Origin of the sequence: Actinoplanes sp. NPDC051475 (assembly GCF_040689425.1) — a bacterium.
GTDB lineage: Bacteria > Actinomycetota > Actinomycetes > Mycobacteriales > Micromonosporaceae > Actinoplanes.
Genome location: NZ_JBFAZZ010000017.1, coordinates 22,769 through 38,720 on the forward strand (window position 1 = coordinate 22,769; position 15,952 = coordinate 38,720).

The 15,952-nt window shown below is 70.6% G+C and carries 11 protein-coding genes; 5 read left to right on the forward strand and 6 right to left on the reverse strand.

From position 1 onward, the window contains the following. The first annotated feature begins 49 nt into the window (after positions 1-49). Entirely contained in the window at positions 50-1,174 is a 1,125-nt protein-coding gene (locus AB0368_RS29940) for a hypothetical protein (RefSeq protein WP_366157353.1), read from the forward strand. Positions 1,175-1,259: 85 nt separating this feature from the next. Continuing rightward, entirely contained in the window at positions 1,260-2,435 is a 1,176-nt protein-coding gene (locus tag AB0368_RS29945) for a hypothetical protein (RefSeq protein WP_366157354.1), read from the forward strand. Positions 2,436-2,607: 172 nt separating this feature from the next. On the opposite strand, the gene AB0368_RS29950 is transcribed toward AB0368_RS29945, so the two are convergent. The 3 genes from AB0368_RS29950 to AB0368_RS29960 form a co-directional block, all read right to left on the reverse strand. Beyond that, entirely contained in the window at positions 2,608-3,186 is a 579-nt protein-coding gene (locus AB0368_RS29950; RefSeq protein ID WP_366157355.1) for a dihydrofolate reductase family protein, read from the reverse strand. A gap of 122 nt (positions 3,187-3,308) precedes the next feature. Next, entirely contained in the window at positions 3,309-4,454 is a 1,146-nt protein-coding gene (locus AB0368_RS29955; RefSeq protein ID WP_366157356.1) for an SPFH domain-containing protein, read from the reverse strand. A 12-nt stretch (positions 4,455-4,466) separates the two neighbouring features. After that, on the reverse strand, positions 4,467-4,706 hold the full coding sequence (locus tag AB0368_RS29960) for a hypothetical protein (RefSeq protein WP_366157357.1): 240 nt from the start codon (positions 4,704-4,706) through the stop codon (positions 4,467-4,469). Between the two features lie 238 nt (positions 4,707-4,944). On the opposite strand from AB0368_RS29960, the gene AB0368_RS29965 reads away from it, so the two are divergent. The 3 genes from AB0368_RS29965 (at position 4,945) to AB0368_RS29975 (ending at position 8,874) form a co-directional block, all read left to right on the forward strand. Further along, positions 4,945-6,774, forward strand: coding sequence for an arabinofuranosidase catalytic domain-containing protein (locus tag AB0368_RS29965; RefSeq protein ID WP_366157358.1), 1,830 nt, complete (start codon positions 4,945-4,947; stop codon positions 6,772-6,774). Positions 6,775-6,952: 178 nt separating this feature from the next. After that, positions 6,953-7,501, forward strand: coding sequence for a hypothetical protein (locus AB0368_RS29970; RefSeq protein ID WP_366157359.1), 549 nt, complete (start codon positions 6,953-6,955; stop codon positions 7,499-7,501). 329 nt (positions 7,502-7,830) lie between these two features. Continuing rightward, on the forward strand, positions 7,831-8,874 hold the full coding sequence (locus tag AB0368_RS29975; RefSeq protein WP_366157360.1) for a S1 family peptidase: 1,044 nt from the start codon (positions 7,831-7,833) through the stop codon (positions 8,872-8,874). Positions 8,875-8,953: 79 nt separating this feature from the next. Here the strand turns inward: AB0368_RS29975 and AB0368_RS29980 are convergent, their stop codons facing one another. From AB0368_RS29980 to AB0368_RS29990, 3 genes are read right to left on the reverse strand one after another with little or no spacing between them, the layout of a single operon-like run. Next, positions 8,954-12,451: a peptidoglycan-binding protein gene (locus tag AB0368_RS29980; RefSeq protein ID WP_366157361.1), complete on the reverse strand. Its 3,498-nt coding sequence runs from the start codon at positions 12,449-12,451 to the stop codon at positions 8,954-8,956. A gap of 19 nt (positions 12,452-12,470) precedes the next feature. After that, positions 12,471-13,988 (reverse strand): IPT/TIG domain-containing protein, encoded by a 1,518-nt coding sequence (locus AB0368_RS29985; protein ID WP_366157362.1) that lies wholly within the window; start codon positions 13,986-13,988, stop codon positions 12,471-12,473. Positions 13,989-13,996: 8 nt separating this feature from the next. Continuing rightward, a complete protein-coding gene (locus AB0368_RS29990) occupies positions 13,997-15,952 on the reverse strand; it encodes a hypothetical protein (RefSeq protein ID WP_366157363.1) in 1,956 nt (651 codons plus the stop codon).

Genomic DNA, 15,952 nt, shown 5'->3' on the forward strand with positions numbered 1-15,952 from the left:
GGCGCATCGGTCACTATGAGCGAGGACGCAGAGTCGTAGAGGGGTGACGGTGAGCATTCAGTGGCGCCGGATCGCGATCGGCGCGGGCCTCGGCCTCGCGGCGGCCGCCGGCGCGCTGCTGCTGTCCTCCGCCCCGGCCGCCGCCGACGACGGCCTGCTCTCCCGCACCGCCCTCGGCTCGGCGGCGAACACCGTGGTGCATCCGCTCGTCCGGACGGCCGCGAAGCGGCCGGCGTCATTTGCCGCCCGGCCGCGCGTTGACGCGAAGCGGCCGGCACCATCGGCCGCCCGGCCGCGCGTGGAGCCGCTTGCCGCCGGCAAGGCCCTCAAGCCACAAACCGGGCGTCCCGGCTCCACGGCCGGCAGGCCCGCCACGCCGACCGGGGATCGGCAGGCCTCCCTGCGGCCGGAGACGCCGACCCGCCGGGCCGGATATGCAATCCACCCGGCGGCGGCACCGGTGCTGTCGCGAGTCGCCGCCAAGACGGTCGCACCCTCAGTGGCCGGACCCCTCGACTCCCGGCTGGTCCGGCCCGGCGCCACCACTCCCGTTCCCCCCGCCGTCTCCACCGTCATCAGGCCAGTGGGCGCCGTCGCCGACAGGGTGATCGCTCCCATCGGCTCCCACGTCGCGCCCGTTACGCGGCCCGTACTTGCCGTCGTGACGACCTCCGCGCATGTCGCCGTACACGTAATCGGGTCTGTCGTCACGCCGGTGCTCGAGCCTGTCCGCGGTTTCGTCCTGGAATCTGGCGCCGGGCTCGTCGAGCAACTCGCCGTCCCGCCCGCCGGCCGGCTCGTCAACCCGCCGCGCCTTGCGGGACCATGGTCGCCGGCGGACAGCGCGATCGCCGCCGCAGTCCTCGTAGCTGCCAGGGCCACGGATACGGCGGATGCCACTGCGCTGATCGCCGCGACGGCCGCAGCCCGCGGCGGATGGGCCACCACCGCCGGCGCATGGCCTGCCGTACCGCTGCCCGGACCGGCCCAGCCCGCACGACGCGCTTGGCCCGCGCCGGAGCAGGCCATGCCCGCCGGCGCCGACTCCCCTGCCCTGGCCGCCACGGCCACCGCGCTTGCCGTCCGCCCGCCGGCGGCCTCCGCGGCCGCGCTGCGGCGCACCGCCCACGCGCCCCTCGAGGCCGCGTACGCCCCCGGGACCCGCCCCGGCTGACGGTCCACCAGTCCCGTCACCCGCAAACCATCCCAGCCCGGCCGCCCCCACTGCGACCGGCGAACCCAGACTGGTAGGACTTCTCATGAACCGCTGGATCCTCCGTGGCCTGACCACGGCCGGCTGCGCCGCGGGCTGGTGGCTGCTGACCGCGGCCCCCGCCTACGCGGATGCACCCGCCACGACCACCGCCCACCACGCGGAGGCGGGCACGCTGATCGGCCTTCGCCTCGACCTCAACGCCCGCCCCTTGCTCAGGAACACCGCTGACACCACCCACCGGACCCGCGCCCGCGCTATCAGCGCCCGCGCGACCGGCTCGGTCGGCCACACCATGACGAACAAGACCGACCGTCGTACCACCACCGCCCGCACCACCGCGACGGTGACTCGAAACCTCGCGTCAGCCCGCGTGTCAGCGGCTATCACCGGCTACCGCACGCCCACTACCGGCGGCGTCGCAACTGCCCACTCGAACCCGGACCGGAGAAACCGGCCCACCATCACCGACACCACCCGGCCTGCAGCGACGGCGACGGCCTGTCTGAGCGTCTTGACGCTCGACGACTGCGGCACCCGCGGTACGTCCACCGGACCGGCAGCCGCCATCCGGACAGCGGCGTCCCTCGACATGGAGAGCCTGGACGTCTGCCTCGAGGCCGCCGTGCTCCACGCCACCACCGTCTGCGCCGAACCGGCGACTCGGCCGAGCACCGCCGGAGGCGTCGTGGATCTCTGCCTGACAGCCGTCCACCTCGGCGACACCGTCGGGTGCGGAACCGCATCCGGTGACCAGCCGGGCGCAGATGGCATGGAGGGCGCGGAGGCGCTCGATCCGATGGCGCTCGAGGCCTGCGTCGTCGTCGGTGTGCTGGGCGACGCCGCGTCCTGCGGGAGCGGCACGACGACGACCCCAGGCGGCGGCACCTCCGGCGGCGGCGTCGCCGCGTGCCTGGCCGTCGGTCCGACCGGCTGCGACAGTCCGGCAGGAACCGACGGCATCGACCCGCGGACCAGCACTGGCACTGGCTACGGAACCGGTGTCAGCCCGGCCGGCAACGACGACGGGATTGATGACATCACCCAGGGCGTCCAGGAGGTGTTTGCAGCATATGGGGACGCGCTCACCGGCGAGATCACCGACTTGCAGCGCACCGCGGAGCTGCCACTTACGGGGTCGGGGCTGGCCGGCGTCGCGCTGGCCCTGATCGCAGCCGGTTTACTGCTGGTCGTGGGCTCGCGCCGGCGGCGAACCGCCTGAGGTAGCCGGATCCCCGCACGGCGTGTGCATACCGCTGGCAAGAAGCAGCTGGTGACAGCGGTCGCCGACCCCGTGCGGGGAAACCGGGTTCGGGCCGGATCAAACCGAGCGCTGGAGATCGAGCTCGGCTGACGTCGTGATCCGGTCCCGCGAGACGCGGCGGGGGACGTCTTCACCGCACGGTGGGACGGTAAACGAGTTGCTGGGTGCGGCCGTCGAGTGTCCGGCTGTCGAGGAGTTCGAGGTCGAAGTCGCCGGCGCCTGCGAGGATCGGGCTGGTTCCGGTCCGTCCGGAGATGACGGGGAAGATCGTCACCTGGAGGCGGTCGACCAGGCCGGCGGCCATCAATGCCCAGTTCAGCGACAGGCTGGCCGGCGAGCGCAACGGTACGTCCGACTCCTGCTTGAGCCGGGCGACGATGTCCACGGCGTCACCACTCACGATGGTTGCGTCCGGCCAGCCGAGGGTGTCTCTCAACGTGGAGGAGATCACCGTCGCCGGCATGCGCATCGTCCGGACGTTCCACTCGTCGAGGGTGTGAGGGTCGATGCCCGAGGACATGATCTCAGCGGTCTCCCGGAAGGTGGTGGCCCCGAAGACCATCCGCTGCTCGGTGTCGAACAGGGCGGCGCGGTGCTCAAGGAGTTCGGGGCCTTGCTTGCTCCAGTAGCCACCCCAGTCGGCGCCTTCGGTGTAGGAGCCGTACCCGTCGAGGGTGGAGAAGACGTCCCAGGTGTAGGTAGCGGTCATGTCAGTTCCCTTCGTGGGTGCCGGACCGACGGCCGGCCGTTACGTTCTCCACGAACAGGGGCAGCACCATCCGACATCAGAGGACCCGTGCGGCATCCCCCTGGGAGGATGCCGCACAGCGCTCAGGCGCTCTGGCGCGTCTCGGGCCGGTTGCCGTTGAGCGGCGCCACGTCGGTGCCGGGCGGGTTCGTGCGCAGGCCGGCGCGGATCGTCTCGAGCACCGCCGTGCCCTGTGCCGCAAGCGACGCGACCACGCTGTTGAGGCCTTCAGCGCCGTCGAGGACGGTGACGTTGGCGCCTTGCAGGCCCTGGGCGGCTGCTCGCAGCAGCTCCGGCAGCTGCTGGATGACCATCTGGTCCAGGGCGATCCGGTCCTGCGCGGCGGCTGCTTCGGCGGACAGTTTGGTGGCGTCGGCCTCGGCTCGGGCCAGCGTGCGGATCCGCGCGGCCTCGGCTTCGGCGGGGCGGACGACCTCGGCGACCAGTTCGGCCTGGCGCAGCTCGGCGTTCTTCTGGGCGACGAGCGACCGTTCGACCAGCACGTCCTGCTGGGCCCGGGCGGCGGCCAGCGGGCCGGCCTGGGCGGCGGTCTGCTGGGCCTGGTCGATCTCCGCCTGGTACTGGGCGCGGGCGATGGCCGTCTGCCGGGCGTACTCCGCTTGGAACCTGGTGCTTTCCTGCTGAGCCATCGCGCTGGCCTGGTCGGCCGCCGCCTGGGCGATCGCCGCGTCCTGGTTGACCTTCGCCTGGTGCGGGGCCGCGAGCGCCCGGATGTAGCCGACGCCTTTGTCGTCGATGCTGCTGATCTGCAGTGAGTCGACGGCCAGGCCGATCCGCGCCATCTCGGTCTTGCTGGCGTCGACGATGGCGTCGGCGAGGGTCTGCTGCTCGCGGATGATCGCCTCGACGGTCATGCTGCCGATAATGCTGCGCAGGTGGCCGCTGAAGATCCGGCCGACCAGGGTGGGCATCTGACGCTGGTCGCCCTGGAACCGGCGTGCCGCGGCGGCGATGGACTCGTGGTCGTCGCCGACCTTGAACGCGATGACGGCCTGTACGGCGAGGGTCAGGCCCTGCTTGGTGTAGCAGTCCTCGACGACCTCGGCCTCCTGCATGGCGAGGGTGAGGCGGGTGGCCTTGGCGATGACGGGCGGGACGAAGACGCCGTGCCCAGTGACGATCTTGAACGGCAACGCGTCCGCCCCACGCTGCTTCCGACCGCTGATCAGAAGTGCTTCGTTGGGGGCGGGCACCCGATAACCGAACACGTTAGAGCCCTTCTAGGAAGCCTCGGGCGTAACCGTCCGCGGCACAGACGGCCATGGCTCCACGTCGACCTGACGTGCGCCACGGTTGTTGATGACGAGGATTTCCGTGCCGGCGGGCAGCGCCGTCGCGGCGTACCCGAGGTAGTAGTGCGCGATCCCTTCCACCACCACCCGCACCTCCCCGGGGAGGTCGCCGCCGCGGATCCCGATGCTCACGGTTCCCACCTTGCCGACCACGGTCTGCCTCGCCACGGCTGCATTGTGCGCCTCCGGCGCCAGGGCCGGACAGCCGCGGTGCCGAGAAGGCGATCACAGCAGCTGGACCGCCCGGCCGGCGGCCGGGCATACCGAGCGATCGAACAAAAAGCAACATTTGCGATCGGATATTGACTGGATCGACCAGGGAGCGTAACTTCCCGTTCATAAGGTCGACCATCGTCAATGTCTGCCATGCCGGCACTGCGCAGACGGTCGTCAGGAGTGCATCCCCATGCGCAGACCCCGCTCCCGGCTCCTCGCCATCGGTGCGGCGCTGGCTCTCGTCCTCGGCACGCTGTTCGGCATGCCAGGCGCGGCCTCCGCCGCCACGTCCCTGCCCTGTGACATCTACGGCGCGGCAGGCACGCCCTGCGTCGCCGCCCACAGCACCGTGCGTGCGCTGTTCGCCGCGTACGCCGGACCGCTCTACCAGCTCACCCGCGCCTCCGACCGCGCCACCCACGACGTCGGTCTGCTCGCCGCCGGCGGGTACGCCAACGCCGGCGAACACGACGCCTTCTGCAACGGCACCACCTGCGGCATCACGAAGATCTACGACCAGAGCGCCCGGCACAACGACCTGACCGTATCGCCCGCCGGGACCGCCGGACCGGCCGACTACCCGGCCGATGCGAGCGAGATCGCGATCACGGCCGGCGGCCACAAGGCGTACGGGATCTGGATCTCCCCTCAGCACGGTTACCGGCATTACGTCGGTTCCGGGGTGGCCCAGAACGGCGCACCGGAAGGCATGTACATGGTGGCCAGCGGGACGCACGTCGGCTCCGACTGCTGCTTCGACTACGGCAACGCCGAGGCGCAGGTCGCCGACACCGGCAACGGTCACATGGACGCCGTCAGCATCGCCACCACCTGCTACTTCGCGCCGTGCACCGGCTCCGGGCCGTGGGTCGAGGCGGACCTCGAGAACGGCATGTTCCAGGGCGCCAACGGCTCCAACACGGCGAACCTGGGCAACAACAGCGCCTTCGTCACGGCGCTGCTGAAGAACAACGGCCAGACGACGTACGCGCTCAAGGGCGGCAACTCGCAGTCCGGCGGCCTGAGCACCTGGTGGAACGGCGCGCTGCCCAACCGCGGGGGCTACATCCCGATGCACCAGGAAGGCTCGATCATCCTCGGCACGGGAGGTGACAACAGCAACCGCAACATGGGTACGTTCTTCGAGGGCGTGATGACCTCGGGCTACCCGACGGACGCCGCGGACAACGCGGTGCAGGCCAACATCGTGTCGGTGGGCTACTCCGGGCAGACCAATGTGCCCAACGGTCCGAAGGGGACGATTACGGGCCCGGGCGGCAAATGCGTGGACGTGGCCGCCGACGACACCGGCCAGAACCTCGCCGCCGTGCAGTTGTGGGACTGCCAGTCGTACGCGTCCGACCAGCACTGGGCGCACTTCGCCGACAACACGCTGCGCACGCTCGGCCGCTGCCTCGACATCAACGGCAACGGCGCAGCCAACGGCACCCAGGTCGAGCTGTACGACTGCAACGGTGTCGGCGGACAGAAGTGGGTGCAGCAGGCCGACGGCTCGCTGCGCAACCCGCAGTCCGGCCGGTGCCTCGACTCGCCCAACGGCGCGACCGGCAACGGCACTCGCCTGCAGATCTGGGACTGCAACGGGTCAGCCGCCCAGAAGTTCGCCGTGAACGGCGGCGGTGCCACTGTCGGCCCCGCCGGCAAGTGCGTGGACGTCGCGGCCGACGACACCGGCGGCAACGGTACGGCCGTGCAGCTGTGGGATTGCCAGTCGTACGCAGTGGACCAGCACTGGTTCCACAACGCCAACGGCTCGCTTCGCACCCTGGGCCGCTGCCTCGACGTCATCGGCAACGGGACGGCCAACGGCACCCAGGTGGAGCTCTGGGACTGCAACGGCGTCGGCGGTCAGGTCTGGCAGCAGCAGGCCGACGGTTCCCTGCGCAATCCGCAGTCCGGCCGGTGTCTGGACGCGCCCGGCGGCGCCTCCGCCAACGGCACCCGCCTGCAGATCTACGACTGCAACGGCAGCGCGGCGCAGAAGTTCTCGTTGAGCTGACCGGGGGAGCGGGGGTACGGGCGCTGGTCCCGTACCCCCGGCTTCGCCGGACCGGCACGAAGGGGATGGAAGGCGCCCGCGCCCCACCCGGCGACCCCGCGACCTGACCCACCCGAAACATGCGGCAGGCGACGTTGCGAGTCGAGGCGATCGAGGGGAGTGCTGGAATCATGACGGCGTGCTCACGCTCAAACTGAACGACGCTGCGGTCCAAGCGCTCGGGGTGACCAATGGAATGCATGGCGCGGCGCCGCCGGGCGGTCTGTCCGTCGGTCTTCAACGACGCATAGATTGCGGCATAACCCGCCGAGGCGCGGTCCTGACGTGGGCAGACTCGGTTGGGGCGGCCGCTGGCGCGCCGTCGTTCTTTCAGGATCTGACGGCGTGGGAGTGCGCCGACAGCTCGATTCACATCGAAGACTTCGTCCCGGTGGACGTTGCCATCGTCGTCGATGACGCTCCGCTGATCTCTGACAGCAGCCAGCGAGTCTTGCTGTTGCACAGCCTCGCGTTCGCGCTGCAGTTCAGCCGACTGGTCCACGCACTCGACCCGCCAAGCCCAGTGCGCTGCATCGTCGGTGCGAACGATACGAACGCGACGTTCCGGTTCCACCAGGTTCGACAGGGCGAGCAGTGGAACACGCCCGATCTGGATTCGTACCGGCAAGACAAGATGATCGTGGTCGACATCGAGCCAGGTATCAGGCGCGGCGATGAGGACGGATGACCTCACAACACGTGTACGCAGACTTCCGGTAGCGCTACCCGGATTTCTGGAAGCGTGCCGCCGGCTCCGACCCGCGTAGCGGCGCCGACCTTCGGTGGCAGATCGACAGGCAATGCCGGAGAAGTGCCGGTCGCGGACCTCGTCCGGCCTCGCGCGGACGGTCATCGTGGATCCGAGCGACCCACAGAGAGCCGCCGGCCACGGCAACGCCCATAGGAGCCGGCAACGAAGTCCGGACGAGAGGAATTAAGGTGAAGCCTCGCATTGCGTCATTCTCATCCGCTGCCGTGATAGCGCTCGCAGCCGCTTTCTCGGCGGTCCTGCCGAACATGCCGGCTGCAGCGTCGCCGCCGGCGCAAACTGCGGCGTCGGCCAGCAGCCAAGATCTGGCAGGTCTCGCGACCAGGCTGGAGCAGCGCCTGGGCGCCCGCAGCGCGGGCTCATACATCGACCAGGCTACGGGCAAGCTCGTGGTCACAGTCGCCGACGTCTCTGCCGCCCAGATCGTACGCGCCGCGGGCGCGGTCCCCCGTACGGTCGCTCGCAGCCAGGCCGATCTCGATCGGGCGACCGAGGTCCTCGACCGTTCCGCCCGGATCCCCGGCACCGCATGGGCCATCGACCCGGCCACCGACCAGGTCGTGGTCTCCGTGGACCAGTCCGTCAAGGGAACGAAACTTGCCAAGCTCGAATCGGTCGTCCGCAAGCTCGGTGCGGCGGTCAGAATCGAGCAGCTCAACGGAAGGCTGGGCGAGTTCGCCGGCCCGACCATGTTGGACGGCACAGCCATCTACGCCGGCACTTCACTGGGTACGGAACGATGCTCTCTCGGCTTCAACGTGTTCGACGGTTTCGGCAGGCACTTCTTCATCACGGCCGGACATTGCACGCAGGATGGCTCTGTGTGGTACGCCAACCAGGGTCTGAGCAGCCGTCTCGGCCACAACACGGGCCTGAGCGTGTTCGGCGCCGGTGGTGACTGGGGCCTCGTCGAGTACGACACTGCCGGAATCCACGTCTACGGCACGGTAGCGGGCAGCGGGAAGTTCATCACGAGCGCGGGCGACGCCGTCGTGGGTCTGTCGATCCGGCGCAGCGGAAGCACCACCGGTGTCCGGGGCGGCCATGTCAAGGCAGTGGGCGCGACCGTGACCTATTCCAACGGAGTGACGGTCAACGGTCTGATCAAGACGGATGCGTGCGCCGAGCCGGGTGACAGCGGCGGCCCGCTGTACGACGGCGGAAGCATCGGACTCGGGATGCTCTCCGGCGGCTCCGGCAACTGCTCCAGCGGCGGCACCACGTTCTACCAGCCGGTGGCCTCCATCTTGCAGACCTACGCCCTCACGCTGTGGGACGTACCTCAGCCCTGACCGGGACACGACAGTGGGCTCAGCGGCTCCCGTTCATGAACGGGAGCCGCTGCTTGACGCCGGCGGACAGTCGCGAGTCCTAGCCGGACAGCATTCCGCTGATCAGGGCCTGCCAGGTGAGCGGGCCCACGATTCCGTCCACCGGGAAGTGCGCCACGTCCGCTGCGATGGCCCGTTGAAAGGCGCGCACGGCGGCCTCGGTCTTCGGGCCGAATTCGCCGTCCACGCGCGGGGCCTTGTCCGGGTCGCCGGACAGGTTGCGGAATTGGAACTCCTCCTGCACGCCGCGCACGGCGTCGCCCTCGCTGCCGCGCTGAACCGTGACGATCAGCGCGCGCCAGGTCTGCGGCCCGGCGATGCCGTCGACGGACAGCTTCTTCTGCTTCTGGAAGGCGCGGACCGCCGAGTCGGTGTCCGGGCCGAAGACGCCGTCCACGGCCACCCGGTGGTCGCGGGCGCGCAGCAGGTACTGCAGCGTCTTGACCGGGTGGTTGCGGGCACCCTTGCGGATCTCCGGATACGGCTGGAGGGTGCGCTTGGGTTCGCGGACCACCGACAGGAAGCCCACGCCTCGGATGTTGACGCCGGGCCCGTCCAGCAGGTTCAGGTCGGCGTCGCGGGTACGCCCGCTGGTGTCCAGGATCCGGACGGCGGGTGTGGTGACCAGGCCGGCGTTCTTGAGCGGGAACGACTGGGTCACGCCGATCGAGTCGCCGAGGAGGACCCAATCGCCGTTGTCCGCGTTCAGCGCTTCCACGCGGTAGCTGCGCAGGTCCGGGGTGTCGGCGACGAACACGGTCACGTCGTCGTCGGCGTCCGACTTGATCACGTGGCCGTCGACGGCGACGGCGAGCCGGCCGTTCGCGCCGATCGCCACGAGCTGGTCCGGCTTGCGGCCCACCATGGTGCCGAGCGCCGCCTCCGGATCCGGGTGTTTGTTGGTCCTGGTCACCGGCCCGGCCACGAACTCGACGACTCGATCCGGATATTGGAACGTCTCGAACGGGTTGACCCGGATCGGGTCGACGACCTTGAAACCTCCGTAGTCGAGGCTGACCGACGGGGCCTTCTTCTTGGGGTTGTACGAGACGAGCGTCGTGTAGGAGCCGTCGAGCGCGGTGTCGATGTCCGCGATCGTGCCGTCCTTGACGACGATGTCGAGGCTGGACACCCCCGGGTCGACCTGCAGCACGTTGCCGAAGGCGTCCTTCGGCACGACCTTCACCGCGGCCAGGCCGGGTCCCACCTCGACCACCGAGACCTGGGTGAACGCCGGGTGCGGCCGGACCATCACCCGCGTCTCGATCTTGGCCTCCCGCCGGAAGCTGACGCCGTCGATGGTGACCCCGATCGCGGTGACGTAGAAGGTGTAGCGCTCGGGCACGGTCGTGCCGGTCCCCGGGACGGTCGCGCGGTACGTCCCGACACGCCGCTGATCGGCCATCGGCAGGGTGAGCCCGGCCGGGCTGCCCGGGAAGGTGAGCCCGGCGATCTGCGCGCCCCGCTGCTTGATCAGGATGGGGGTGCTGTCCTTGCCCTGCAGCTCCCTGCGGGCCTGCTGCAACGCCTGCTCGGGCACGGTCAGCGCGGCCAGCCAGTTGGTGAACGACTGCCCGGGCCGGGTGGTGGAGAGGAACACCTGGGCGTCGCGGACCGGCAGGCCGCGGGCGGTGAGCCGGGCCGAGATGGTGATCGGGTCGCCGGCGAAGTAGGTGTCACGGTCGGCGTTCAGCTCCAGGCGCAGGGTGGAGTCGACCACCGTGTCGTACAGGTAGTCCTCGAACTCCGAGACGCCGGAGACCCCGTCCGCGACTCCGATGATGATCTGCGGGTGGGTGACGACGAACGTCCAGGTGCCGGCCTGACCGGGCAGGAAACCCGGGTCGACCAGGTACATCTGTGATCGGTTGCCACCCCGGAACTGCACGCCGGGGAACCGCCCGGCCTGCACGTCCTCCGGGGTGAGCCGGTTGTGCGCGGGTGTGATCAGCTCGAGGCGCAGCCGGCCCGGGTCCGGGGTGTTCCAGTTCAGGACGAACGCCGCCCGGGAGTCGTACGGGGTGATCACCACGTCGTGCCGGGCCTCGCGCTGGGTGGAGATGATGAACCGGCCGGTCGGGTCGAGCGGCGAGGTGGCCCCGGTGAGCCCGGACTTGATGGTGTCGCGCAGCTGTGCGGCCAGGGTGATGGCGGTGACACCCTCCTCGTTGACGTGCCGGATCTGCCCGAGCATGGACGTGTCGACCAGGTCCTTGAGCAGTACGTGGTCGACGTCGGTGTGCCCCTCGATGCCGTACGCGACGGCGAAGATGCTGATTTTGCGGTCGAGCGGGGAGTTGCCGGCCGCGATGAAGTCCCGGGGGTTGCGGGTGCCCGAGTTGTGCGCGCCGTCGCTCATCAGGATCAGCCAGCGCCGGTTGTCGACCTGCTGGCTGAAGTAGCCGGGCGGGCCGAGGACCCGGCTCAGGCCGTCGCCCATCGGCGTGCTGTTGAACGGCTCGACGTTCGAGATCGCGGTCTGGGCGGCCGCCATGTTCGGGGTGATGTCGGTCATCGGCACCAGGTCGAAGGTCGACGGGTTGTTCGGGTCGGGCGCCGGGAAGCGGGCCACCCCGAATCTGCCGCGCCCGGCGCCGAAGTGGGCGAGCAGGTCGAGGAAGTTGTTGGCCGCCGATTCCAGCTCCGACCAGCGGGCGTTCGGCGCGTTCGGCGGCAGGAAGGTGCCGAGCGGATCCCAGCCCATGCTGCCGGAGTCGTCGAGCAGCAGGACGATCTCCAGCGCCTGTGCCTTCGCGGTGATCTGGATCCGCTGGTTGTGCCCGGGTGAGGTCCCCGCCGTGGTGTCCGGCGGGCCGGCGGTCACGATGACGTCCGCGGCCGTCTGGGCCGGCCCGGTGCTCGGCGGCGTGTACCGCACGACCAGGTCCTGCACGCCGCCCGGCGGCACGGTGAACGGCAGCGGGGTACGCAGCTCGAGCGGGGCGGCCGGCGCCGGGCTCACGGTGGTGACGGTCAGCGCGGCGGTGCCGCGGTTGGCCACCTGCACGCTCTGCTCGATCTTCAGGTCGGTGGAGTTCTGCCGGTTCACCAGCGAGGAGATCGGCAGTATGCCCGGGGAGACCGCGATCCACGGCTGGGCGGTCTCGGCCACGCTGCCGGCCACCACCCAGGTGAACTCCTGGTCGAGGACCGGGTCGTTGTTGTGGATGACCAGCTGCCAGGTCTCGCTGGTGTTCTGGTCGAAGCCCATCCGGAGCTGCCAGACCCCGGCCGCCTCGCCGGCGACGAAGAGCTGCACGTCGCCGACGTAGTCGGACGGGTTCGGTCCCCGGTAGACGGCGGTCGGTGTGCTGGTGGCGACCACCGGCGGGCCCAGCCCGGTCTGCAGCGACAGGGTCGGCGGCGCGCCGGTCCCGGACTTCGCCACCCGCAGATACATCATCTTCTCGTACGAGTTGCTGATCACCGGCGGGCCGGTGATCTGGGTGAACGTGCTGGACTGCTCGGAGTTCTTTGCGACCTTGAGCGGGTCGGTCGCCGGGTTGCCGGGTGCGTGTGGATGGACCTCGAATGCCATGGTCGGCCTCCTCGTGGCGTCAACCGTTGACGGTGAAGGTGGATGTGCTCTCCGCGATGCCGCCCGGCGTCTCGACGGTGATCCGCACGGTCTGCGGCGGTTGCGGCACGACCGGCACCTTGACCTTGATCGTTGTGGCCGTCGTGGACGTGACGTTCGGCGCCGGGGTGGCGCCGAACTTCACGGTCAGCGGCGCGATGTTCAAGTTGGTTCCGTTGAGCGTGATCTCGTCGCCGCGCGAGCCCAGCTTCGGTGTGAACTGCGGACCGCTCGTGACGAACGCGGGCGCCGGCACCGCCTGGGTGGCCACGAACTGGTCGTCGCTCACGACGGTCCCGGCGTCCGTGGTCACCGTGACCGTGACGGTGCTGCTCGCGCTCCCCGCGGGCACTAGCCCTGGCGGCACCCGTACCTTCACTTGCCGTGACGTCTGCCCGCTCAGCGAGGTGGCGGCGACCGAGCCGAACTTGACGACCAGCCCGGGGGCGTTGAAGTTGGCGCCGTGCAGGGTGACCTCGGTGTCCTTGTCGCCGGTGTCCGGCTCGAACTGAGCACCCGGCGCCGCGAAGGCGGGCGACGGCAGCACGGTGAACGCCGCGTTGGTCGCGGTACGCCCGGCCGCGTTCTCCACGCTCAGCAGCACCTGCACCGCCTCCCCCTCGGTGGCGACGCCGCGCGGTACGCGGGTGGTGAGCCGGGTGGCCGAGCCGCCCGTGGTGGCGGCGGCCGCGACGTCCCCGAAGAAGACCTGGGCGGCGCCGACGTTGAAGTTGGTGCCGAAGATCTGCACCTCGTCGCCGGGCGCGCCCAGCTTCGGGGTGAACTGCGGGTTGACGAAGGCGGGCAGCAGGGCCGTCTCGACCCGCCGCAGCCGGCGTTCCAGGTCGGAGACGGTCAGCCCGCTCTGCCGCCGATCGGTGATCATCTGCGCGGTGATCGTGGCGTTGCCCCGCGGGCGGGTCAGCCGGGCCAGAACGTAAAAGTTGTGGCCGGGCGGCGCGGGCGGCAGCCCGCCGTCCTCGGCGACCAGCACCATCCAGCGAGGCTGTAGCCGCACCGAGGTCTGCACGCCGACGTCCAGCGGGTTGCGCAGCGACACGTCGGTGCCCGCCTCCACCTCGGCGACGAACACGTCCAGGTAGACGGTGTCGATCCGCGGGTTCGGCTGGGTGTCGCCGGGTGTCCGCAGCTCGGTCGCACCGGCCTGCTCCCGGTAGCGGATCGGTTCGGTGATCACCGCCTCGATGCCGGCGACCAGGCAGCGGCCGGGCAGCGACGAGGTGCCCGCCGCGATCAGGAAGTCCTGCTCGTGAGCCGGAGCCGGCAGGGCCTGCACGGTGAAACCGCCGGCGCCGGCCGGCGACCCGTCCCCGATGTACCGGGTGGCGATCTCCCGGACCGTTTCCGCGATCAGGTCGTGCATCAGGTTCAGGTCGCGGTCCAGGATCGGCACGCCCTGCTCGATGTGCAGGCCGATGTAACCCTGTTCCCGGGCGGCCGCGAGCTGCCGCTCCGGCAGGATGGAATAGTCGGCCATCGTCTCTCCTACGGGGTGATCAGGACGGTCCGAGCGGTCGCCGGCAGGAAGTCGGGCAGGGCCCCGGCGAGACGGACCACCGCGGCTTCGATCTGCGCGCGGTCGGCGGTGTCCGGTTCCATGAACACGCCGACGGTGTGCCGGGCGATCCGGTCGCGGGTGCCGCCCTGCCCGGCGCGGGCGTGCGGCAGATAGGTCTGGAAGTCCTCGAACGTGCCGAGCCGGTCCAGCTTCTGCGTCCACCGCGAGTCCACGGTGGTGGTGCCGGCGAACCGGTTGTCGAGGCCGGCGGCGCTCTCGGTGCTGCGGTTCGAGCGGAACAGGACCAGCGACGGTCCGTCCGGCGGGCCGCTCACGGCCACACCCCTGCTCGCGTACGGGCCACTCATGATCGTTTTTGGCGGGCTCCAGGTGTTGGTGGCCGGGGCGACGGTGGCCGCGACCAGCGTCGGACCGCCGGCGGCCGTGGTGCTCCACAGCAGCTCGACCCCGCCGGTGACGGCCCGCGGGTACGGGTACCGGTCGTGGTAGTCGCCGTCCTCGCCCTTGGGTACGGTCCGCACGTCCGACCAGTCCGGCACGGCCGGGTCGAGTCCTTGCTTCACCCGGTAGGCGATGGTGCGCCGGGTCTGCCCGGGTGGTCCGGCCGGTCCCTCACGGGTCCAGAACAGCCACAGCCGGCCGCCGGCCACCAGCACGTACGCGTCCTCGCCGGGCCCTTCGCCGGGCAGCGCCGCGGGCCGGTCCAGCTGCCAGTCGTCGCCGTTGTGCCGGTTGTACCGGACCTCGCCACCCTCCTGCCAGAACAGCCAGAACCCGTCCGGGTCGGTGGTCGCTGCCGGGGACTCCCGCTGCGTCGCCGCGTCGCGGAAGGGCTCCGGCTCGCTCCAGGGGCCGTTGCCCGCGCGGGTCACGGACCAGATCCGCCAGATCGGCCGCGGCTCGGCCGGGTCGAGGCTCTGCCAGAACACCCACACCCGGTCACCGATCCGGGCCACGACCGGGTGCTTGTCGATGCCGGGCCGGGTGACCACCGGTGCGCTCGGCTCCCATCCGGTCCCGGTGTGCTGCTTCGCCCAGATGTCCCAGCCGTGCCGCCGGTGCGTGTGATAGACGGCCAGCAGCGCGCCGCCGCCGAGATCCTGGAGCACCGGCCGCCCGTCGTACGCGAAGTTGACCGAGGCGAGGCCGGCCGCGCCGGGCGTGCCCTCCTTGGTGCGGGTCAGCGACCACAGGTTGAGCCGCTCCGGCTGATTGGTACGGGCCACGTTGTGGACGTACTCCTTGGTGCGGCTGGGCCAGCGGGTGACCCGGGTGACCGTCGCGGCCAGCGCGTCCAGCCCACCGATGGTCTGGTAGACGCGGGGCGCGTACCGGATCTCGTTGCGCTGCGCGGCCACCGGCAGGCTGAAGTCGGTACGCCAGCCGATCCAGTCGGCCAGCAGCGGCAGCAGCGCCCCGTCGGCGCGGTCCAGGTCGACGACGTTCAGCAGGGCCCGGGCCAGGCTGTACATCCGGTCCAGCTCGCCGCCGGGCAGGTCCAGGAAACGGCGCAGCTGACCCTTGTCCTCGTCCTCCGGCGCGACGGCGCCGGCCGCCGGCAGCCGCAGGGCGTCGTAGCGGTGGTACAGGGCGGGCAGCATCCGGAACATCAGGCCGCCGAAGTCGTACCGGGCGAGGGCGGTGGCCGCGGCCCGGTTGCCCGGGTCCGCCTGGTAGGCGCGCGGGTTCTGGGTGTACGGGAACAGCGTGTAGTAGTGGACCGTCTCGGCGCGCAGGTCGTCGTCCGTTACGGCGGCCAGGCCGAGCCCCTCGGCGACGAGGGTGCCGTCGTCCGGGCCGGCCGGGTGCCCGCCCTCGCGCCGCACCACCCGCACCCCGACGCCGGACGGGGGAGCGGTCCAGGTCAGGTCTATGCGGTTGCCCTCCGGGTGGGCAACGGCGATGATCCCGGCCAGCAGCAT

Bases quoted from the DNA above. Each gene is read 5' to 3' on its own strand.
- AB0368_RS29965 (WP_366157358.1), top strand. From the start codon at position 4,945: ATGCGCAGACCCCGCTCCCGGCTCCTCGCCATCGGTGCGGCGCTGGCT.
- AB0368_RS29985 (WP_366157362.1), bottom strand. From the start codon at position 13,988: ATGGCCGACTATTCCATCCTGCCGGAGCGGCAGCTCGCGGCCGCCCGG.
- AB0368_RS29950 (WP_366157355.1), bottom strand. From the start codon at position 3,186: ATGACCGCTACCTACACCTGGGACGTCTTCTCCACCCTCGACGGGTAC.
- AB0368_RS29990 (WP_366157363.1), bottom strand. From the start codon at position 15,952: ATGCTGCTGGCCGGGATCATCGCCGTTGCCCACCCGGAGGGCAACCGC.
- AB0368_RS29945 (WP_366157354.1), top strand. From the start codon at position 1,260: ATGAACCGCTGGATCCTCCGTGGCCTGACCACGGCCGGCTGCGCCGCG.
- AB0368_RS29975 (WP_366157360.1), top strand. From the start codon at position 7,831: ATGCCGGCTGCAGCGTCGCCGCCGGCGCAAACTGCGGCGTCGGCCAGC.
- AB0368_RS29980 (WP_366157361.1), bottom strand. From the start codon at position 12,451: ATGGCATTCGAGGTCCATCCACACGCACCCGGCAACCCGGCGACCGAC.